The organism is Nitrospirota bacterium (assembly GCA_030684575.1).
In the GTDB taxonomy this organism is placed as follows: domain Bacteria; phylum Nitrospirota; class Nitrospiria; order Nitrospirales; family Nitrospiraceae; genus Palsa-1315.
In genome coordinates this window covers 1-20,126 of record JAUXVD010000023.1, presented here as the reverse complement: position 1 = coordinate 20,126, position 20,126 = coordinate 1, and the positions used below count along the sequence as shown (strand labels likewise).

Here is a 20,126-nt window from a genome sequence, read left to right as displayed (position 1 = left end):
GTCTACCGCTCCAACATCCGTTCGACCAGCCCAAAGACATTTTCCAACGCCGCATCCAGCTTGGCCGGATCTTTCCCGCCGGCCTGCGCCATCTCAGGCCTGCCGCCGCCGGTCCCGCCGACTTCCGCCGCCATCGCCTTGATGAGGTCGCCCGCTTTCAATCGCGCGATCAAATCCTTCGTGACCACGACCAGTAACGACACCTTGCCATCGTTCGCGGCCCCGAGCGCCACGACACCGCTCTTCAACTTGTCTCGCAACTGATCGGCCAACGCCCGCATCCCGTTCACGTCCAGGCCGTCCGTTCGCTGCACGTGCACCTGGACACCAGCGATCGTTTTCGCCGCAGACTCGACGGCTGAACCACTAGCCATTTTCAATTTCAGCTCTTCCAGTTCGCGCTCTTTATCTTTCAACTGCGTGATGACCTTACGAGTTTTGGCCACCAACTCGGACTGGCCAACCTTGAGTAAGTCCGCGAGTTCCCGAATATCCGTTTCCAGTCGCTTCATGTGCGCGAGCGCCCCGCTCCCGGTCTGGGCTTCGATACGGCGCACACCGGCCGCGACGCCGGTCTCCGATTCAATTCTGAACAGACCGATATCACCCGTCTGCCGACAATGGGTGCCGCCGCAGAGCTCTTTGCTGAACGACTCAACCGTCACCACCCTTACTTGTTCCCCATATTTATCGCCAAAGAAAGCCAACGCGCCCTTGGCCACTGCGTCCTGAATACTCATCACCTCGGTTGCGACTCGTTCGTTCTTTCGCACCTCGCGATTCACGACCATTTCGATCTCATCGATGTCGCGAGAGGTCAGCGGCCTGAAATGGGCAAAGTCGAATCGTAAGCGATTTGGTCCAACGAGCGACCCATACTGTTTCACGTGAGGACCGAGCATGTCGCGCAACGCGGCATGGAGCAAATGGGTGGCCGTATGATTTCGCTGAGCGGCCTGCCGCGTCGTCGCATCAACGGTCGTGTGAAGCGCCTCGCCCTCGCGAATCCGCCCTTTCATGACGGTCCCCTTGTGCAGGATCACGGTCGGTACTGGCCTCGTCGTTTCCTGAATCTCTACCTGGCCATCAGGGCCCTTCAGCAGGCCACGGTCACCGACCTGTCCACCACCCTCCGCATAGAACGGGGTCACATCCAGGACCAATTCAACCTCATCCCCTTCTGCCGCTTCCTTGACCAACCGGTCGCCCTTCAAAATCGCAAGGACGACGCTGTCGCTCTCCAGCCGGTCATAGCCGATAAACTTCGTGGCCCCCAGACGACCAGCCAGCTCCGCAACTGCGGGACGGGTGGTTTCCTGTTCAAAGCCCCCTGTTTTGCGCGCGCGAGTCCTCTGCTCCTCAATGGCCCGATCGAACCCCGCCTCATCGAGCGTCATCTCCTGCTCGCGGCAGGCCTCCCCCATCAAGTCCATCGGAAACCCATAGGTATCGTAGAGCTTGAATACGTCGGAGCCCGTGAGAATCTTGCTCCCGGCCGAACGCGCTTTCGCAATCAACTCATTCAGAATCGGCAAGCCTTGATCGAGCGTCGCGATGAACCGCTCCTCTTCGCCTCTGGTCGCCTCAGCAATCGTCGCGGCCGCACCACGGATTTCTGAATAGACCGGGCCCATCTGGGTCACGACCGCCGCCGTCAACTCGTGGAGAAAGGGCTCGACGATGCCCAGCAACCGCCCATGGCGCGCAGCCCGGCGGAGTATCCGGCGCAACACATAGCCGCGTCCTTCATTCGAGGGCAAGACACCATCCGCCATCAAGAACGTGATCGCGCGAAGATGATCCGCCACCACACGCATCGACCGATCGGTTGTCTCCTGCCCCCCGTACTGAACCCCGGCTCTGGCGGCCACGGCGTCGAGCAAGGGCGTAAACACATCGCTGTCATAGTTGCTGTACTTACCCTGAGCGACAGCCGCCAGCCGTTCGAGCCCCATCCCGGTATCGATGCTCGGTTTGGGAAGCGGATGGAGCGTGCCCGCCGCATCCCGGTTGTACTGCATGAAGACGAGATTCCAAATCTCGATGACGCGATCGCCTTCCCCATTCGGCCGATCGTCGCCCGGCACCGACGGCCCCTGGTCAAAATGGAGTTCCGAGCAGGGTCCACAGGGGCCTGTATCCCCCATCTGCCAGAAGTTATCCTTCTCTCCGCACCGCACGATGCGGGAAGGCGACACGCCGATCTTCTTCCAGAGCAGATCGGCTTCGTCGTCGTCGCGAAAAACGGTGACCCACATCCGGTCCTTCTCGAGACCGACCGTCTTGGTCAGAAACTCCCATCCGAACAGGATGGCCTCTTCCTTGAAGTAATCGCCGAAAGAAAAGTTCCCCAACATTTCAAAGAACGTATGGTGGCGGCGCGTGTAGCCGACATTTTCCAGATCGTTGTGCTTGCCTCCGGCACGGAGACACTTCTGGACGGTGACCGCCCGCTTATAGGCGCGCGTTTCCTCGCCGAGAAAGACCCCTTTAAACTGGTTCATCCCGGCATTGGTAAAGAGCAAGGTGGGGTCAGCCTGAGGAATCAAGGCAGAACTCGGCACGGCCTGATGGCCATGCTGTTCGAAATATCGGATGAAGGCCTGTCGCAATTCGTGAGTGCTGTTCTTCATGTTCCCTTAACGTTCCTCTCGCATCAGAGGCCCCATCACCGTCTCAATCGTTTCTTCGTCAAAGCCACGCTGGCTCAACAGTCTCGCGAGACGACCCGGCGTCTGACCCGATGTCGCCCGCGCTGCCTTTTCAATCACTTGTTGCGCGAAATCCAGCTCACTCACCTTGCGGTAGGTAACCCGTAGCCTCGCCTGGACGATATGTTCGGGACAACCGGTAGCGAGCAGCTCTTCTTGCAGGCGAGCGCGCCCCATCGGCATACGGGCGAGTCGTCGGTCCACCCACCGCTCTGCGAAGACCACATCGTCGAGATATCTCAACGAGATCAGCCGTAGAACCGTGGCGCGAACCTGCGAGGGAGATGCCCCCTTCGCCGCGAGCAGTCGTTCGATCTGGGCCGTCGTCCGATCGCTACGGGCCAATGCTCGCACCGCAAGTTCTAACCACTGATCGGGAGACGATGCTGCCGTGCTGATGCCTTGCCGTCTCACCACCATCCGATTGGCAGCCTGTTAGGCGCCAACCTTGTGCGGTCGCCGCTCCTCACGTTTCTCCTCGGTCTTTTTCTCGTCCTTGACGGGCACGACCGGCTTCTCAGACGTGCGTCCTGGCAGACCGGCGATGTCACGCAACTTCCCTTCAATTTCACGCGCCAACGGCTGATTGCTCAAAAGAAAATCCCGGACCGCATCGCGTCCCTGCCCGAGCCGCTCGCCCTGATAGGAATACCAGGCCCCGGACTTCTCCACGACTTTCTTGTCGACTCCGAGATCGACCAACTCGCCGGTTTTCGAAATGCCCTGCGCAAACATGATGTCGAATTCCGCCTGTTTGAACGGAGGCGCCATCTTGTTCTTCACCACCTTCACACGTACGCGGCTGCCGGTGACTTCCTGCCCGTCCTTAATCGACTCGATGCGCCGGATATCCAGACGCACGGACGAGTAGAACTTGAGCGCGTTGCCGCCCGTCGTCGTCTCCGGGTTACCGAACATCACGCCGATCTTCATCCTGATCTGATTGATAAAGACCAAGGTCGTCTGCGACTTGGAAATGGCCGCCGTCAACTTACGCAGCGCCTGCGACATGAGCCTCGCTTGCAGCCCCATATGCGCATCGCCCATTTCGCCTTCGATTTCGGCTCTCGGCACGAGGGCCGCAACAGAGTCCACCACAATGACATCGATCGCGCCGCTCCGGACGAGCGTCTCGGCAATTTCCAACGCTTGTTCGCCGGTATCGGGCTGCGACACCAAGAGATCGTCCACCTGCACACCCAGCTTCTTGGCATAACCCAAATCCAGCGCATGCTCCGCATCGATAAAGGCCGCTGTCCCGCCTGCCTTCTGCGCTTCCGCAATCACATGCAGCGTAAGCGTCGTTTTGCCCGAGGACTCGGGACCAAAAATCTCGATCACCCGGCCGCGAGGGACCCCTCCGACGCCCAGGGCAATATCGAGTCCGAGGGAACCGGTCGAAATTGCGGGGATATCCACCGGCGCATCCGCGCCCCCCAGCTTCATGATCGCCCCCTTCCCATATTGCTTCTCAATTTGGGACAGGGCGAGATCCAGCGCACGCTTCTTGTCGTCTTTTTCTGCCATGGGTACTCCTCTGGTAATAGAGAGATCGGGGGCATTATACCCAAGTTGAGAGACGGAAACCTAGCAGAGAAACTCCGGACAATAGGCCGTACAGACAGGGAGCCGACACCTAATTTGTGCGATTTCATTGACGGACGATGGAGATGGCGCTACAAGATACCCTATGCCTTCGACTCTCGTTCCCGATACCACTGATCAGAAACCGACGGTCTTGATCGTCGACGATGAGGCCGCACCCCGCGCAGCCCTCACACAGATACTCAAACAAGACTTCCACATTCTCACCGCCGACAATGCGCGGACAGCCCTGGCCGTGTTAAACGATCACGGCGTCGACCTCGTCACGCTGGACTTGAAATTGCCCGATCGTTCAGGGTCGGACCTCTTGACAGACATCAAACGCGAGCATGCCGAGATCGAAGTCATCATGGTGACGGCCTACGGCAGTCTGCAGTCGGCCATGGACTGCATCCGCCATGGCGCGGCAGGCTTCCTCCTGAAACCGTTCAATGCCTCTGAGTTATTGGCGATTTCCTTACAGACCGCCCAGAAGAAACAACGGTTGGATCAATTGCGCCCGGCGCTCACCAACTCGACCACTCTCTGGGGCCCGGAACCAGCCTGCACCAAAGCCTGGCAGGCCCTCGTCGATGACTACACCGCCATGAACCGCACAGGGTCGCTGTCCTCGTCGCATAGCGATGAGACCTCGCCCTTGGTCCCCCTGATCTCCGACCTTTTAGAAGCTAAGGACCGCCACCTGCTGAACCATGGAAGCCGCGTGAGTTTTTACTCGACGCTGGTGGCCAACCGTCTCAGCCTTCCCATTGCTGAACAGCAGTCCCTCGCACTCGGCGCACTCGTGCATGATCTCGACTTGATCAGCGCCCCTGGCAGTCACGTACTGAGCATCGAATCCGACCCGCAAATCCATCGACCAGACCTGGGCGCCAGGATGGGCCGCGCGATGGGGCTGTCACCGGATGCCGTCCAGATTATCGCCCTACATCACGAACGATGGGACGGAACGGGATACCCGTTCGGCCTGCGCGAAGAAGGCACGCCCCTGCTCGCTCGCATTGTCGGCATCGCCCAGGCCTTCGACGATCTCACCGCCGAAAAGACAGGACAAACCTCGCTCCCTATCCATGACGCCCTAGAACAGATCGAACAGCAAGCCGGCACCGCCTTCGATCCTGCGCTCACCGAACTCTTCTGCCGGACGATGCGTGAACAGCCCCCCCAACATTGAACGAGACTCCCTCAGCGAGATACGCGCCTCACATCCTGACGCCCTCCCAGTACTAGCGAGTACCTCCAAGTTATTAACGAATGCCGCCTGGATTCATCTATGCTGGATGACTTACTGCTATGCTGTCCCCCACACCACACGTATCAACCCTGGCCAACTCCTTATGACGTTGAATGGACGATGAAGGTCTACGAACACAGCGACCCGGACTCCCTGAGCCCTCGGGCACACCCTTGGGTCGATAGTGAATCCAATCCGGCACATCGGTATTATAATTTTAGAAGCAGTCCGGAACTTATCCGGTCATCGATTGAGGATATGCAGGAATGGAGCAGGTACCCAGCGATCGAGACCTTCTATCTACTCCTTGAATGGCTCAATGGCCCCGAGTCGGTCTTTGAGTCCAACGACTGTGCTTTTAGCGGCCCGACTGCCACGACCCAGTCCTCCAAACGCCTGCAATGTTCCGGTCGCCTGATGATCCTCTACCGAGACCTGGCATTGAATACATCGCCGGGGCAGATACATTGGCTGACCAACGCCGCTGCACATGCCTTGAATCACACCGATCCCGCCTTCGAAGAAGGCGCCATCGGCGCCACAATCATGTCGGTTGGATTTACGACCCTGCCAGGGCCACCGGAGCGGCAGCGAGGTCAGCAACTGATGTTATCGTTCTGGGCTTGGGGAGAAGAGGAAACTGAGGTGATGGCGAACCTTGATCGCACCTTTCGCAATGTGACCCTGGCCCTTCGAGGTCTATCCGATGAAATCCGCTCATCCCCAGGCACCGCAGCGAAGGATTAACCTCGCAACTGCACGTCCCACAGCTTCGTATAGACCGCACCGGTCGGCTTCAATTCACTCTGCATCAGCACAACCGACTCTATCGCCAGGGAGCCCAATGAACGCGGGCGATCCAGCGCGCCGCTTTTAGCAAGCGCAACTCCGATGTGCCGTTCCCCCATCTTGATTCGTGCCAAGGTCAGGTGAGGGCGGAACGGTCTCGGCTCGCGAAGAAACCCGAAGCCTTCACAGGACTGTTCAATTGCGCCACGAATCTCAACAACTCGCTTCGCCTCCTCGCCCCTCTCCCAATGCTCCGACGGTCCGACCCACAACAACCGCGGACTCTGCGGATTAGGAAACATACCGATTCGTTCAATCGGGACAGTCACGGCCGCCTGCCGCTCGATCGATGTTTCAATCGCGCCGCGCAAAGGATCAATGACCTGCTCATCCATGTCGCCAAGAAACTTGAGCGTGAGATGGATCGAGGCAGGCAATGACCAGGAGATACGCGTACCACGCTTGCTCTCCGGTTCAATGCTACGCTTTAATTCCTGCTGGATGGTGGCAAGCTCGGCACGCAGCTCTTGAGATAGTTCGACGGCAAGGAAGGCCCGGATCACTTCGCCCCTTGATCGAGCAACCAGCGGCGAAGGAGATTCAATGCGGCTTGCGAGGATCGCTGCTTGATGACCGTCCGATCACCGTGGAATCGACATTCTTGTGTGATCGGCTGGCCGTCTCCACCATCCAATCCAATAAAGACGAGCCCAACCGGCTTCGTCTCGGTCCCGCCGCCAGGCCCGGCGATACCAGTCACGCTCAGTCCCACCGACACATTAGCACGCTCGCGAATGCCCTTCGCCATGGAGGCGGCGACTTCCTGACTGACCGCGCCATGTTTCGCGATCAGCTCCGCCGGCACGCCCAACATCTCCGTCTTTGCCCGATTGCTGTAACAGACCGCTCCACGATCCAGATAGGCAGATGAACCGGCGACTTGTGTCAGGCGATGGCCGATTAATCCACCGGTGCAAGACTCCGCAATCGCTACCATGAGCCCCTGTCTGGCGAGTTCCCGCCCGACGACCTCTTCCATCGTGTCGCGTCCTTCGGCGAAGAGCCAGTTGCTGAGTCGTACCCGGACATCGTTCGCCAACTGCTGGAGCAGATCATGCTGTTTCTTCGGGACAGATTGGGTCCCTTTCGTCGTCAGGGAAACCAACACTCCCATCGGCGATGCCAGCATCCCCAGGTCGACAGGCGCCCCTTTCGGAATTAGCCCTTTGAGAGCAACATCGACGTCAGCTTCTGCCAGGCCGACCGTATGAAATACCTGACGAACAATCGGCAGACGTGGAGGCTGGCCCGATGATGCCGTTGCTGCGCGGAGCAACGGCACTACTTCCTGCCGCATCATCTCTTCCATCTCCCGCGGCACGCCAGGCAAAGAAATGATCGATGCCTTCTTCCAGATCAGAGAAAATCCCGGCGCAGAGCCAAGTGGATTCTTCAGCACGGTCGCACCGGATGGGATGAGAGCCTGGCGCAACTGGCCGCTGTTCGGGACACGACCCCATTGTGCGAGTCGAGCCGTCAGACCTTCCAACGCCTCCTTGCGACGACCGAGCCGATGTCCGGTCGCCTGGGCCACCGCCTCTCTCGTACAATCATCCACGGTGGGGCCGATCCCACCCGTCATAATGATGACCTGCGCTCGCTTCACAGCTGTCTGAATGGCCGACACAATATCCTGCCGTTCATCGCCGACGACCGATTTGAAGCGAACGGCAATACCCAGACGTCCAAGCTCATCGGCAAGGAATAGAGAATTGGAGTCGGATCGGCCCCCGATCAACAGCTCGGTGCCGATGGCGATGGTTTCTGCATCTAATACTGGGAGGGTGCGGGCCTTAGGCATAGGACTCAATGGGAACGTGACCAACCGGATGAACTACGGGAAGAGTGAAAAGTCGACGGTGAAGCTCGTCTCGCCGCCGTTCGCCGGAAAGACCGTGATAGTCGTCTTGGCGTTCGGGTCGAAATCCGCATAGTTAAATGACGCGATGACTTTGGCTTTGAATCGCGGGCTCTCCGGCCAGGCAGCACTGCGGTTGGCAAACCCATCGAAGCGGATGGTCAGAGGCTTGATGGTTTTTCCGCCCTGATCGAACACCATATAACTGTCCACCGCAAAGCTGGGGACGTTGCCGAAGATGACGGTACTGACCAGCATGGTCTGGCCCTCCAGCACCTGCGTCACATCGGTCTCGCTCGGCAGAATCCCCCGTAGAGCCATATGTGTCGCCATGACCGACAGACCACCGAGCTTCGTGATCAAAAACCCGCTTGGATGGAGCTCATCGGTGGCGCCGAACCGAACATAAAACGTATCCGGAGGACTCTGCTTCTGCGCCGCCTCTTTTCCCTGTTCAAGTGCGGTCTGAATCTGCGCCGCGGTGGGATGCACGTCGATGGCATGGGCCGTCACAGGCAAGACACAACTCACTGCGGCAAGGCCCCCGCACAGCAACAGACGCTTCATCTCATGGAGCGATACAACCCGCATGGACATGCCAGTACCAGATCACTTTTCTCCTGTCAACGAACAGCCCGCGCGCGCGCCTGCCGGTTGACAACTGCAAAGATGAAGTGATAAACAACCAGATCGCTACTTAGTGTGCCTTTTCAAGAAGTTATACGGAGGAGTTTCAATGTCGACCCCTGAACAAACCCCGGCGCCCACCGCGCCCCCAGCACCAAAGCGTCAATATGTAAACTTTGCCTTTTATAAAATCGATCCAGCCTGGCGACGCCTTCCCGCGAGTGAACGGACGAAAGGGAAAGAAGAATTCCAGCGCGCAGTCGAAGAATACGCCGGCAGAGTCCTCGTAGTGGCCTACTCCTCGATCGGCATCAGGGGCGATTGCGACATCATGTTGTGGCGGATCAGCTATGAACTGGAACTCTTCCAGGAAATGACCACGAAAATCCTGGCCTCGGGCTTGGGACAGTACCTCACCACTCCCTATTCCTATCTCGCGATCACCAAACGTTCGGTCTACGTGGATCACCATACCCACGAGAACCAAGAGAGCAAGCGCCTCACTGTCGTGCCAGGTAAAGCCAAGTACATTTTCGTCTACCCGTTCCTCAAGACACGCGAATGGTTCCTGCTGACGAAGGCCGCGCGGCAGGGCATGATGGACGAGCACATCGAAGTCGGCCATCGCTTCCCCTCCGTGAAGCTGAACACGACCTACTCGTTCGGATTGGACGACCAGGAATGGGTGGTGGCGTTTGAAAGCGATAAGCCCGAAGACTTCCTGGACCTCGTGATGGCACTTCGCGAAACCGAAGGCTCACGCTACACGTTGCGCGATACGCCGATCTTCACCTGCATTCGCAAGACCCTCAAGGAAACGCTCGACACACTCGGCGGCTAACGCCACGCCGAAAGAGAATATCGGACAGGGCCTTCGGTCTCACGATCGAAGGCCTTGTTTATTGAGAGAGCTTCCCCGCTCTTAGACAAGAGGGGGGCCCATCCCGACAGAATGCTCAAGCAGTTCTTCCAGCAAGGCCGCATCCGACGAACGCACCGGAGGCGTGCCCTCAGGGGTACGTTGAGGATGCGTTCGAGGCGAGAACGAAGCTGGCGGGCTGTTTCAGCATTCTGCTGCGGATTCACCGCTTTGACAGCAGAATCCCCCATATGATACCTGTATCGAATGAGAGGCGGACATTAGAGGAATCGCGCCTCGACAAGAACCATGGCTGACAATAACGCACTGTACGCAATCCGCTTTCCCGACGGATCGTTGAGCTTGTACATCGACGAAGACTACGCGATTGAGCGCGGGGTAGACCCGGCTACCCTCACGCGCGTGGAAATCCCACGAGACATGTTCGTCAGCGGGACCATTCAAGAGATTCGCGAGTACGTCGCCCTCTATCTGGAATCGCGCCATTCCGGAACCGCATAGGGGCTCCTAATGACCACCACCGCTTCACCAGCTTCTCTTCTGACCGTTGACATCATTCGATCCGTCATCGATGCCATGCCGATGCAAGGCCGGATCATGCTCCGCCTGATCATGCTCCAGTACTTCGACGTGACGGACGAAGAAATCCTCTACATGGTGGCAGACCAACCGGATCCCCGCAACGTCTCCGGCACCAAGCGCATGAACGGCATGACGAAAGAAGCCATTAAGGCTGTGACGGATCGACGAGACCAATACCGCCGACAGATACGACTCAAGCGAGAACGGACCTGGCTGCAATGCGAATCTCTCGGGAGACTTGCGCGACTCCGTGAGGACCTCGCCGCGCGCGCCCGCGTCATCCTGACCGAGCAATTCGCCGTCTCCGCCGACACGCTCGACGCCTTACAGGCCTCCGCTAGAACCGTGCTACCCAGACCGGCAATCCGCCAGCTTGAACAACGGTGGGACGCCGATGAGATCACGGCTGAAGAGTATCAGCGGCAACGGCTGAGTATCGAATACCAAACCCAACTCCGCATGGCCGAGAAATATCACAAGCGGCTCAACCTGGCGGAACGCGAGCGGCAGACCGCCATCTATGCGCCGCTGCAGGACCACGAAATCGGCCACGTGTGGGGCATCCCGGCTGGCAGTCTTGCCGCCCGCAAAGTGAAGTACCTCACGCAATATCTGCAGGCAATCCAGCTGGCGTTACGGGCCAGTGCGCCTGATGCGGCCGCAACGACATCGCCTTTGGATTTGTGGAAAGAAACCTTCACCGTGCTGGCCGAGCAGCCCATTGAACGTTCGCTCTCGACTTACGACGGATTGGAAAAAACAGAATCTGCGCTCATCGACAAACTGACCTTGATGGTCTGGGGCAGCCTGGCCGAGGAAAGTGAAGTAAAATTCTGGACCTCGCTCGTCTTCGGAGCCAGCTCCAACGCCATGCATTCTGAAATCACCAGGAACCTGTTCGGACTGCAGCGGCTCACCGCTATCCTCAACGATATGGACACCTCGCGTGAAGCAGTAGACGAAGAATTACTCAAACGGACCGCGCCAAGACAGAAGCTTGAAGCAGGCGCACTGGAAGATTCTTCCGAACCTGCCGTGAAGGAATTGAGCGAAATGCAGGCTCAAATCCTCAGTAGCATGAGAGGGGAAGACGCGAGCGGCAAAGCCTCCGATAAGTGGTAACGATTGCGCTTTGTCCCCGGTGAGGTATAATACAATCACATCATGGTCACACTGACGAGTCTTCAGCCACCCTGTCAACGCCGTAGCGCCTCATGCGCTCTGGTTCTGCGAGCCATTGCATTCTCTCTCATCCTCATCGCGCTTCCGTTGATGGCCCAAGCCTCCAGTCTTCTGGAAATCGCTGAGCTCCTCACCCATCCCGAACAGTACGACCGCCAGGAAGTCGTAGTTACCGGCCAGGTCACCAACGTCCAGCTCGCGACGAATCGCCAAGGCCAACCGGCCTATGGGTTTCTGTTAAAAGATCAAGCTGGCACGCTGAAAGTCATCAGCCTCGGACAGATCGAAGTACGGGAAGGCGACCAAGTGATTGTTGAAGGAGTCTTCTCTCGCCTTCGCCAAGCAGGCCGCACGATCATCTACAACGAAATCAAAGCGCTCTCGATCAAGTCCATGAATCGGCTCAACCCCGATCTGGTCGGCTAGCAACAGCTCCCCGTTCTCTTTTCGCCTCACCTCACCTTTTCTCCTACCCTCTTCGGGCTGAACCTTTACGCGGATAATGTAGTGCCATGGTTAGCAGGGTATCTTGCATGCGATCGGGCAACCACTTCACCATCCAGGCCCGTAGCTTGGCATCGCTCCCCACGAGGTAACGGGTTTTCGGGCGAGCGGCCGTCAACGCATGATGCACCGCTCGAACCACAGCATCCGGTGAGATCGCCCGCTCAGCAGACTGGGCAACCGCCTCACGAACTCGACTCACCGCGTCACCATACAGGGCCTTTGCCTCATCGCCCGCCAAGGCCTCGAGCTCCTCTGCTGCCTTGCCTGATTTCTCCCATATGGGTGTGGCAATGGCCCCCGGTTCGATAATCGACACCTGGATCCCCCAGGGTTGCAACTCCATGCGTAACGCGTCCGTCAGCGCCTCGAGCGCATACTTCGAGGCCGAATATGGCCCCAACAATGGAATGGTGCCGCGACCGGCAATCGACCCCATGTTCACGATTCGACCGTGGCCCAGTCGGAGCAACGGGAGGAACGCCTGTGTCACGGCGATCTGTCCGATCACGTTGACCTCAAGTTGCGTCCGGAGTTGCGAGAGGGGAATCACTTCGAGCGGACTCCCGACAACGATCCCGGCATTATTGACGAGTCCACCGAGGCCAGCCTCCCCGACGACTCGCTGCACCACGTCGACAGATTGCGCAATCAATGATTCATCGGTGACATCGAGCAGGATCGGAATGAGAGACGGGCCGGCCTTCGCACTCAACGCCTCCCCTGCCCGAGGATCGCGCACCCCGGCAAATACCGTCATTCCACGACTGGCACAATCGAGGGCACAAGCCGCACCAATACCGGTCGAAGCACCGGTCACCACCACCGTCATGGGCGACGAACGATCAGACATAGTACGCTCCGGACAAACTCTATGGGCACGTGAGAACTTTGACTCTCGACACATCTGGCACAATAAGGAATGCGCTCAAGCAGGTTGCTCAAAAAGTCTGTCCGGCAAGGCCGCAGGCAAATCGAAACCGGGGGCGTACCCTTGTGGTACGTTGAGGATTTCGATGAACCGAGAACGAAGCTGGCAGACTTTTTCAGCAACCAGCCAGGCGAGAGTATCATGACGGCCCGCGAGAGAGCAGCGCACCAGAAAGTAATCAAGAATTAAACCGCACAACCTTGACAGGCCACAGCCATTTCATTATGGTTTATGACGCCATTGCAGACCCTACCCCGCTCATTTCATTGGCGAAGAGATAGCCGTCTAGCCGTGTAATGAATACAGGTACATGTGCGGAGGAATACCAGGGGATAGATCTCGTGAATACGTTCATATTAACTATATAGATACTTGTTTAATATACATTATATATAATGGCTAAGATTGCCGTCATCGACATCGGAACGAACTCCATTCATATGGTACTGGCAGAGATCCAGCCGGACGCAAGCTACAAGATCCTCGATCGCTTCAAAGACATGACGAGACTCGGCGATGGCGCCTTCTCGACCCATCGCCTGTCCGATGTGGCCGTCACCCGCGGACTCGACGTCATTCGCCATCTCGTCACCCTGGCTAAAAATAAGGGCTACGATCGCATGATTGCCGTGGCCACCAGCGCCGTGCGTGAGGCCAAAAACGGGGGAGACTTTATCGATCTCGTCGCCGAGCAAACGGGTCTGACCGTTCGCGTCATCAGCGGCACCGAAGAGGCCAGGCTGATCTTCCTGGGCGTTAAAAATAACGTCCCCATGACCGAGCAGCCCACGCTGTCGGTGGATATCGGGGGAGGATCGGTCGAGCTCATGGTCGGCAATAGGGACCAGCTTCTCCATGCCAAAAGCCTTAAACTTGGTGCCATTCGACTGGCGGATGAATTCCTCAAACGCACGCCACCCCCAGAGGGGATGCTCCGCTCTCTCGAAGACCGCGTGACGACGCAGTTACAGGCCGCACTCGATTCGTTCAAGACGAAGCGATTCGACTCGTTGATCGCCACCTCCGGCATGGCAGGCAACCTGGCGGAAGTCATTCATCTACGCCGAACGAATCGCCCGCTTCTCCAAATCAACCTCGCCACGGTTTCACTCAAAGACATCAAAGAAGTCGAGCAGGTACTCCGTCAATCGACCATCAAAGCCAGACTGGCAATCTCCGGGCTCGACCCCAAACGCGTCGACACCCTCCTGCCTGCCACGATCGTCCTGCGCCGGCTCATGGAGCTCTCAGGGCGAGATGAACTCATCCTCTGCGACAAGGCGATCCGTGAAGGTATCATTTACGACTTCATCCATCGCCACCGTGAGCGACTCAAAGCCGAAGCCGAAATCCCAGACTTGCGGCGGCGCAACGTCATCGCCTTGGCTCGTCGCTGCCAGGCTCCGGAAACCCATAGCCTGCACGTCGCCAGCTTGGTCCTCCGCCTCTTCGATCAGACCATCCGCCTCCATCGCCTGGGACCCACTGAGCGAAACTGGCTGGAATATGCCGCCATCCTGCACGACGTCGGCTACCTCATCAACGAACGCCAACACCATAAACATGCCTACTACCTGATCACGAATAGCGACCTCGGCGGATTGTCCGGCGAGGAGATTCAGGTGGTGGCAAATGTGGCACGCTACCACCGGCGAGCCATCCCGCTTTTGAAACACGAGGGCTTCAGCAACCTCTCTCCCAAACACAAACGCATCGTGCAAATTTTGTCCGCGCTGCTTCGAATCGCCGATGGCCTAGACCGAACGCATTTTTCGGTCGTCCGCACCCTGGATGTCAAATACACCACCGCCACCCTGACGATTCACCTCCATGTCACGGGCGATGCCGAGCTAGAAACCTGGGCGGCAGCAGGGCGGGCGGATCTATTTGAACGGGTGTTCCGCCGACGCCTGAAGTTTTCCGTCATGGCACAGGACGATGCCGAATGAGCGACCAACCCCCTCCACTGATGACGCCCCATCCCTACCCAGGCAAACTCATCATCGTCGAGGGCATCGACGGATCCGGCAAGAGCACGCAACTCCTCCTACTGCATAAGTGGCTGGAGTCGAAAGGTCACAAAGTCTTCTTCACGGAATGGAACTCCTCGGAACTCGTCAAGGACACGACCAAACGGGGCAAAAAGAACAAGAGCCTGACGCCGACCACCTTCAGCTTGCTGCACGCAACCGACTTTGCCAGCCGTCTGTACCACGACATCTTGCCCCCGCTCAAAGCCGGCATGATCGTCCTGGCCGACCGCTATATGTACACCGCCTTTGCGCGAGACGTGGTCCGTGGCGTATCGCCAGAATGGGTCCGCAAGCTCTACAGCTTCGCGATCACCCCGGACATGGCCTTCTATTTCAAGGTGCCGATCGAGGTGGCCATCTCGCGGCTCCTCGGAGGCACACGCGGACAATTCAAGTACTACGAAGCCGGGATGGACATGAACTTGAGCCAGGACGTCACCGAAAGCTTCCGCCTCTTCCAATCGAACATCCTGTCGCAGTACGAGAAGATCGTCGACGAGTATCAGCTCATCACGTTGGATGCGACGAAAGACATTGAGGCCCAGCAAAACGACATGCGCCGGCTCGTCGGAGAGGCGCTCACAGACTACAAACCAAGACGGGGCACCCATGGTCGACGCACAGTATTTTGGCGACGGTTTGACGTACCTAAATCCGAGTGACCTCAAGGGGAAACTCATCGCCATCGAAGGCACCGACGGCGTCGGTCGCTCCACGCACATCGAGATGCTGCAGGAATGGCTGGAGGTGCAGGGCTATGGCGTGATCACGACCGGCTGGACCCGTTCCAATCTCATGTCCAAAACGATCGAAATGGCCAAAGAGGGCAACATTCTCGACCGCTGGTCGTTCAGTCTCCTCTACGCCACCGACTTCGCAGACCGCTTAGAACACGAAATCATTCCCGCGCTTCGCTCAGGCTTCATCGTCCTGGCCGACCGGTATATCTACACCGCCCTCGCGCGAGACTTTGTCCGCAGCGGGAACCGCCAATGGGCCAGAGACGTCTTCGGCTTTGCCTTAGTGCCCGACCTCGTCTGTTATATGCGGATCGACGTCGAAACACTCGTGCTGCGCGTCATCGAAACCAAAGGCATGAACTTCTGGGAGTCGGGAATGGACCTCAGGCTGGGCAATGATCTCTACGATAGCTTCAAGAAGTATCAATCGCTCCTGATCGAGGAGTTCGACAAGATGGCGGAAGAGTTCCACTTTGAAGTCATCGATGCCAGAAAATCGCCCGATGAAATTCAAGACGAACTGCGCAGCAAGATTCAGCCGCTGCTCGCCACCAACATGCGAAGCCCTGCCTTGCCGTCCGACCGCCTGATCCATCCGGCATAAGCAGGCGAGTCTCTCTGGTTCGTCTGGATCGTCTGGTCTCTCTGGTACAGCCGAATACACAAAACAGACGAGAGGGCCAGACAGACCATGCCCCATCAGGCTTTGGTCTTCAGCCTTCCCATCGCCCGCAATTGACCAGGCGTCAACCACCAACGGAGCAGGCCCTGTCCTGGCTTCACCGGAATCGACAGCTCGATCAGACAGGCCCCGGCCTTCTTCAGGGGAAACGAGTCGGAGGCTCGCCCGGACAGCAGGACACTCGCTGCCATGCCCAGCTGCGGTTCATGCCCCACGCAGATGACGCAAGATTCCGATGAACATTTTTTGAGCAGGCGGAGCAGGTCTTCCGGGGTTGCCTCAGGCAAGAGTTCCTCGCGGAGTTCCATGCGAGAGGACTTCGCTAAGAGATCACGCAGCAACTGCGCCGTGTCGAGCGCACGTCTCGCAGCACTCGCATAGATCACCGTCGGACGTACCGCCAGTCGGCGCAACCCAGCAGCGACTTGACGAACTCGTCGCACGCCCTCCTCCGTCAGGGGGCGATCGACATCCTGCCCGTCCCATTCCTCTCGCTCAACCGCGATCCCATGCCGAACGAGTAGACAATCCATCGTGACTCCATTCCTACGTCAATAATCAATCACACGCTGCCCGAAGAGTAACTGAACAACACTAGCCGGACAAGCGAGACCGGAAAAATCATAGCTTGCTCGTCGCACCCGTCACGCAAGTCCTGCCCCTCCCGCTAGCTGCTGCACCCAATCCGATTCCATCGCAATCAAAATGGATTCAATCCTTCACCAACCCTCTCATCGACAGAGCGCTTCCTTCATCACCCACACATTCACTTCACACAAAAAAAACAGCTGGTTAGCACGAACAGTTTCAACGCTCCCATGCATCAGCAAACTGGCACACCCCTTGCTCATTAGGATCGATATTAACGGAGCACTCAGAGGGCATCCGAACAAGGAGGGAATCGAGATGGACTTTGCCGCAACATTAATCGTCTCCAACACCCTCATGGCTGCCGTCATCTATTTGGTTGTGACCTGGATCTGGGAGGATTAGGAGGATGCTGAACAGGATGCAGACAATAGTCTCTCAAGAATCTACCTGGTTCCAGTCACAGGAAACATGAAGTAAGACGTAATCTCTCGAAACACTGAACATAGAGATGAAACAGGAACGTCCTAGCAGCCATGACACAACCAAAAACAATGGCGAGATCTGAATCCGGCCTACCCTTCATCTGGCTGCCAACCGACAACAGCCCGATGACCCCTCAGGTGTTGAGGCCTCTCACCCCGAGTACAACGGCCGCCTACAGGTCTCCCCAGCGGGCCGCGTGTTCACCAACCATGAAGACGCGGCCCTTCTTTGATTCTGTGTGATTCACCTGGTTTCACTGGTGTAGTCGATTAGTCCCATTAAACCAAAACACGAGATAAACCAGATGGACCAGAACCCCAGTGAACCGCTGATCGAACAGGGAGGCGGAGAGATGCAGGAAGTAATTTTGGTGGTCGATGACAATGAAGACCTTCGAGAAACCATGCTCATCACGTTGAGCCGACAGGGCTATGAAGTGTGGCTCGCCCCGGACGGCAACAACGCGAAGAAGCTGTTAGATCAGCCGGAACTGGCAAGCGCCGTGTGCACCGTGATCTGCGACCTGGCCATGGCAAACGGAAGTGGAATGGACCTCATCAATTATCTCCGGAAAGATCATCCGGCGATCCCCATCATCGTCTACAGCGGGACCGACGACACCGTCTTTCTCCAGGGGATTCTTCAAGACGGTGTCTGCGACTGGATGCGCAAGCCCGTGTCACGCGACATCATGCTGCAAAAAGTCCGAACCTCCGTCCATCTCTTCACCATCAGGAAGCAGCAGGACTCGGGCAAGGAGCCTCCACCGATGCCATCCACAACACCAAGAACGGTCTCCGCCTCCGATATCGAGACGCTACAGGAATATCACGACAGGAATACCGGACGGTAAAACCTGGCTTCCGGCCTGGTTCCCAACAGCCGTAGCTCCCTAGGCCTGAAAATGCTCCGGACACCTGCGAGCAATACACAAGCCTCCGCCAATCCTCGATCATCCAAGCCGCGCCCTCCTCACCCGCAACAACGCCACCTGAATCGGAATAGATCCATTACTAATCAAAATAGATTCAGCAGTGGCTGCGACTGAGGGGCTTCATCCCTCCACGCTCCCGCTCAACATCGTGAAAACCTACTAAATATGAAAGTATTCTCGAAATGTTCCTCGAATCCGCCTACAGAATCCACTGGCACATCCATTGCGATACACCTCGTCAGGAGCAGGTCGGGCGACAACCAGAGCGTGAGTGACGGCTTCCGCAATACCTGAGTCTTCGCCTCCTCCTACTCCCAGGTCCTGATTGAGAAAAGGATAGGTCAAGCAATGAACGAGCATAGGACCCAGAGAAGGATCCGGCCACAGAGCCACGGTCGATTTTTCTCCCTCACGCCGAGATTGTTGCAATGCGCGGTACCGGACCAGGCAATTGCACTCCGCCACAGAGGGTCCACTCGATCAGAAAAGAGGGAGAAGGCGCTCGACCTGGGAAGCACATGCACCCACGTCATGAGAGGTCCTGTGTCAGGAAGGAACCAGGGACATTAGCGCGAACGCGGCGGGACGGGAACGTCGCAGGAAGGAAACAGAAACGGGAGCAAGGCTGGATCCACCAGAGCTGGGTCGAGTCCATGCAGCAGGGACACAGGGCTACCATCTGAATGGAGAGAGATAGACCCATCACTGTTCCGGGAGAACCGAACCGGAGAAGGTACAAAATCTCTCCCCGATGGGAACATGGAGAGACCGACAACACTTTCAGTCGCTGGAAGTCGGGAAGAGGTAAGGGTCTCTACATCATGAGCGAACGGAATTACATAAGGATCGGAAGAGAGAGCGGGAGATCCGAGAGGCAGCGATACCCCCTGGGACAGGTCGCGTACCCCGACGTTCAGACAGCCTGTGAAGGTGAGGGACACAAACAGGATGAGCGCGCACAGAATACGAAAATCAATCGCCACCGGCTCCCTCCTATCAAAACCTCTACCTGTCTATCGGAAGGGTGCCGGGTTGGCTTAACCAGGAAGAAATGTCCTACTGACGGAATGAGTGTTACAGCGGGCGGTAGAGCGAAAACTTCAACCCACAGCATCTACGTGTATGCAACTAACGAGGTATTGAGAAAATATCATTGGAAGCCTAGCTAGAGGGCATCAATTGGAAGATTGAGCGCACGCTCACGGCTGTAGATGAGATGAAGAGTGACGGGGAAATGCCTAGCATGGTGGATCAGACTCCCATGAAATCCAGCTGCAACCATTCGACTCAGAGACCTATCACTCTACGCGAGAGCGTCGGTGGTAAGCGAGGACTCGTCCAGAACCGCACTTTCATGCCCTGGCCTGTCCTACTAATTCTGTGCGTCAGTTTAACGACCTATGTACTCGAGAATCGCGTCTACAGTGGGGACTTTGCGGTCTCAACATTCTCGCCATGGCCTGGCTATGAAGCCGATGGTCGCTGGCTCCCCGGAGATTTTAACCAGGATGGCAAGACCGACCTGGTACATGCCGTGCAAGACACCGACTACGTCCACGTCTGGACCGCCAAAGGCGACGGCACCTTTGACGTAGCCACCTTCCGTCCTTGGGAGGGCTACGGTATGAATCGCGGCACCTGGCTCACCGGCGATTTCAATCAGGATGGTAAGACCGACCTGGTGCATGCCGTGCAAGACA

The 20,126-nt window shown here is 57.4% G+C and carries 19 protein-coding genes; 11 read left to right on the top strand and 8 right to left on the bottom strand.

Annotated elements, in window-relative coordinates; genetic code table 11:
- Nucleotides 1-2: 2 nt before the first annotated feature.
- From alaS to recA, 3 genes are read right to left on the bottom strand one after another with little or no spacing between them, the layout of a single operon-like run.
- On the bottom strand, nucleotides 3-2,633 hold the full coding sequence (gene alaS, locus Q8N00_16950) for an alanine--tRNA ligase (GenBank protein MDP2384473.1): 2,631 nt from the start codon (nucleotides 2,631-2,633) through the stop codon (nucleotides 3-5).
- Between the two features lie 6 nt (nucleotides 2,634-2,639).
- A complete protein-coding gene (locus Q8N00_16945; protein ID MDP2384472.1) occupies nucleotides 2,640-3,131 on the bottom strand; it encodes a regulatory protein RecX in 492 nt (163 codons plus the stop codon).
- 15 nt (nucleotides 3,132-3,146) lie between these two features.
- A complete protein-coding gene (gene recA, locus Q8N00_16940) occupies nucleotides 3,147-4,238 on the bottom strand; it encodes a recombinase RecA (protein ID MDP2384471.1) in 1,092 nt (363 codons plus the stop codon).
- A gap of 163 nt (nucleotides 4,239-4,401) precedes the next feature.
- Here recA and Q8N00_16935 point away from each other — a divergent pair, with 163 nt between their 5' ends.
- Nucleotides 4,402-5,490, top strand: a complete 1,089-nt coding sequence (locus tag Q8N00_16935) for a response regulator (protein ID MDP2384470.1) — start codon at nucleotides 4,402-4,404, stop codon at nucleotides 5,488-5,490.
- 180 nt (nucleotides 5,491-5,670) lie between these two features.
- Entirely contained in the window at nucleotides 5,671-6,297 is a 627-nt protein-coding gene (locus tag Q8N00_16930) for a hypothetical protein (GenBank protein MDP2384469.1), read from the top strand.
- Here the strand turns inward: Q8N00_16930 and thpR are convergent.
- From thpR to Q8N00_16915, 3 genes are read right to left on the bottom strand one after another with little or no spacing between them, the layout of a single operon-like run.
- Nucleotides 6,294-6,902, bottom strand: a complete 609-nt coding sequence (gene thpR, locus Q8N00_16925) for an RNA 2',3'-cyclic phosphodiesterase (protein ID MDP2384468.1) — start codon at nucleotides 6,900-6,902, stop codon at nucleotides 6,294-6,296. The two genes, Q8N00_16930 and thpR, sit on opposite strands and share 4 nt — an antisense overlap.
- Nucleotides 6,899-8,200: a competence/damage-inducible protein A gene (locus Q8N00_16920; GenBank protein MDP2384467.1), complete on the bottom strand. Its 1,302-nt coding sequence runs from the start codon at nucleotides 8,198-8,200 to the stop codon at nucleotides 6,899-6,901. Before Q8N00_16920 ends, thpR begins: the two co-directional genes overlap by 4 nt.
- A gap of 33 nt (nucleotides 8,201-8,233) precedes the next feature.
- Nucleotides 8,234-8,854 (bottom strand): hypothetical protein, encoded by a 621-nt coding sequence (locus Q8N00_16915; protein MDP2384466.1) that lies wholly within the window; start codon nucleotides 8,852-8,854, stop codon nucleotides 8,234-8,236.
- Nucleotides 8,855-8,993: 139 nt separating this feature from the next.
- Between Q8N00_16915 and Q8N00_16910 the strand changes: the two genes are divergently transcribed.
- The 4 genes from Q8N00_16910 (at nucleotide 8,994) to Q8N00_16895 (ending at nucleotide 11,954) form a co-directional block, all read left to right on the top strand.
- Nucleotides 8,994-9,725 carry a chlorite dismutase family protein gene (locus tag Q8N00_16910; protein MDP2384465.1) on the top strand — a complete coding sequence of 244 codons (732 nt, stop codon included), beginning with the start codon at nucleotides 8,994-8,996 and terminating at the stop codon, nucleotides 9,723-9,725.
- A gap of 327 nt (nucleotides 9,726-10,052) precedes the next feature.
- Complete coding sequence (locus Q8N00_16905; GenBank protein ID MDP2384464.1) at nucleotides 10,053-10,265, top strand: hypothetical protein; 213 nt, start codon at nucleotides 10,053-10,055, stop codon at nucleotides 10,263-10,265.
- Nucleotides 10,266-10,274: 9 nt separating this feature from the next.
- Nucleotides 10,275-11,468 carry a hypothetical protein gene (locus Q8N00_16900; GenBank protein ID MDP2384463.1) on the top strand — a complete coding sequence of 398 codons (1,194 nt, stop codon included), beginning with the start codon at nucleotides 10,275-10,277 and terminating at the stop codon, nucleotides 11,466-11,468.
- Nucleotides 11,469-11,510: 42 nt separating this feature from the next.
- On the top strand, nucleotides 11,511-11,954 hold the full coding sequence (locus tag Q8N00_16895) for a cytochrome c maturation protein CcmE (protein ID MDP2384462.1): 444 nt from the start codon (nucleotides 11,511-11,513) through the stop codon (nucleotides 11,952-11,954).
- A 43-nt stretch (nucleotides 11,955-11,997) separates the two neighbouring features.
- Here the strand turns inward: Q8N00_16895 and Q8N00_16890 are convergent, their stop codons facing one another.
- Nucleotides 11,998-12,885, bottom strand: a complete 888-nt coding sequence (locus Q8N00_16890) for an SDR family oxidoreductase (GenBank protein MDP2384461.1) — start codon at nucleotides 12,883-12,885, stop codon at nucleotides 11,998-12,000.
- A gap of 473 nt (nucleotides 12,886-13,358) precedes the next feature.
- Here Q8N00_16890 and Q8N00_16885 point away from each other — a divergent pair, with 473 nt between their 5' ends.
- From Q8N00_16885 to Q8N00_16875, 3 genes are read left to right on the top strand one after another with little or no spacing between them, the layout of a single operon-like run.
- Nucleotides 13,359-14,912: a Ppx/GppA phosphatase family protein gene (locus Q8N00_16885; protein ID MDP2384460.1), complete on the top strand. Its 1,554-nt coding sequence runs from the start codon at nucleotides 13,359-13,361 to the stop codon at nucleotides 14,910-14,912.
- Complete coding sequence (tmk, locus tag Q8N00_16880) at nucleotides 14,909-15,658, top strand: dTMP kinase (protein MDP2384459.1); 750 nt, start codon at nucleotides 14,909-14,911, stop codon at nucleotides 15,656-15,658. The genes Q8N00_16885 and tmk overlap by 4 nt, the downstream gene beginning before the upstream one ends.
- Complete coding sequence (locus Q8N00_16875; protein ID MDP2384458.1) at nucleotides 15,606-16,340, top strand: thymidylate kinase; 735 nt, start codon at nucleotides 15,606-15,608, stop codon at nucleotides 16,338-16,340. The genes tmk and Q8N00_16875 overlap by 53 nt, the downstream gene beginning before the upstream one ends.
- Before the next feature lie 95 nt (nucleotides 16,341-16,435).
- Here Q8N00_16875 and Q8N00_16870 read toward each other — a convergent pair whose 3' ends face one another.
- Nucleotides 16,436-16,951, bottom strand: a complete 516-nt coding sequence (locus tag Q8N00_16870; GenBank protein ID MDP2384457.1) for a histidine phosphatase family protein — start codon at nucleotides 16,949-16,951, stop codon at nucleotides 16,436-16,438.
- Nucleotides 16,952-17,796: 845 nt separating this feature from the next.
- Here Q8N00_16870 and Q8N00_16865 point away from each other — a divergent pair.
- Nucleotides 17,797-18,345 (top strand): response regulator, encoded by a 549-nt coding sequence (locus tag Q8N00_16865; GenBank protein MDP2384456.1) that lies wholly within the window; start codon nucleotides 17,797-17,799, stop codon nucleotides 18,343-18,345.
- A gap of 1,435 nt (nucleotides 18,346-19,780) precedes the next feature.
- The coding region (locus tag Q8N00_16860) for a VCBS repeat-containing protein (protein MDP2384455.1) at nucleotides 19,781-20,126 on the top strand (346 nt) is incomplete at its 3' end.

What these genes read in the sequence shown, in the direction of transcription:
- Q8N00_16890 (MDP2384461.1), bottom strand. Translation starts at nt 12,885, where the DNA reads ATGTCTGATCGTTCGTCGCCCATGACGGTGGTGGTGACCGGTGCTTCG.
- Q8N00_16930 (MDP2384469.1), top strand. Translation starts at nt 5,671, where the DNA reads ATGAAGGTCTACGAACACAGCGACCCGGACTCCCTGAGCCCTCGGGCA.
- recA (MDP2384471.1), bottom strand. Translation starts at nt 4,238, where the DNA reads ATGGCAGAAAAAGACGACAAGAAGCGTGCGCTGGATCTCGCCCTGTCC.
- tmk (MDP2384459.1), top strand. Translation starts at nt 14,909, where the DNA reads ATGAGCGACCAACCCCCTCCACTGATGACGCCCCATCCCTACCCAGGC.
- Q8N00_16875 (MDP2384458.1), top strand. Translation starts at nt 15,606, where the DNA reads ATGGTCGACGCACAGTATTTTGGCGACGGTTTGACGTACCTAAATCCG.
- Q8N00_16905 (MDP2384464.1), top strand. Translation starts at nt 10,053, where the DNA reads ATGGCTGACAATAACGCACTGTACGCAATCCGCTTTCCCGACGGATCG.
- Q8N00_16945 (MDP2384472.1), bottom strand. Translation starts at nt 3,131, where the DNA reads ATGGTGGTGAGACGGCAAGGCATCAGCACGGCAGCATCGTCTCCCGAT.
- Q8N00_16915 (MDP2384466.1), bottom strand. Translation starts at nt 8,854, where the DNA reads ATGTCCATGCGGGTTGTATCGCTCCATGAGATGAAGCGTCTGTTGCTG.
- Q8N00_16870 (MDP2384457.1), bottom strand. Translation starts at nt 16,951, where the DNA reads ATGGATTGTCTACTCGTTCGGCATGGGATCGCGGTTGAGCGAGAGGAA.
- Q8N00_16935 (MDP2384470.1), top strand. Translation starts at nt 4,402, where the DNA reads ATGCCTTCGACTCTCGTTCCCGATACCACTGATCAGAAACCGACGGTC.
- Q8N00_16885 (MDP2384460.1), top strand. Translation starts at nt 13,359, where the DNA reads ATGGCTAAGATTGCCGTCATCGACATCGGAACGAACTCCATTCATATG.
- Q8N00_16920 (MDP2384467.1), bottom strand. Translation starts at nt 8,200, where the DNA reads ATGCCTAAGGCCCGCACCCTCCCAGTATTAGATGCAGAAACCATCGCC.
- Q8N00_16900 (MDP2384463.1), top strand. Translation starts at nt 10,275, where the DNA reads ATGACCACCACCGCTTCACCAGCTTCTCTTCTGACCGTTGACATCATT.
- Q8N00_16895 (MDP2384462.1), top strand. Translation starts at nt 11,511, where the DNA reads ATGGTCACACTGACGAGTCTTCAGCCACCCTGTCAACGCCGTAGCGCC.
- alaS (MDP2384473.1), bottom strand. Translation starts at nt 2,633, where the DNA reads ATGAAGAACAGCACTCACGAATTGCGACAGGCCTTCATCCGATATTTC.
- Q8N00_16865 (MDP2384456.1), top strand. Translation starts at nt 17,797, where the DNA reads ATGGACCAGAACCCCAGTGAACCGCTGATCGAACAGGGAGGCGGAGAG.
- Q8N00_16910 (MDP2384465.1), top strand. Translation starts at nt 8,994, where the DNA reads ATGTCGACCCCTGAACAAACCCCGGCGCCCACCGCGCCCCCAGCACCA.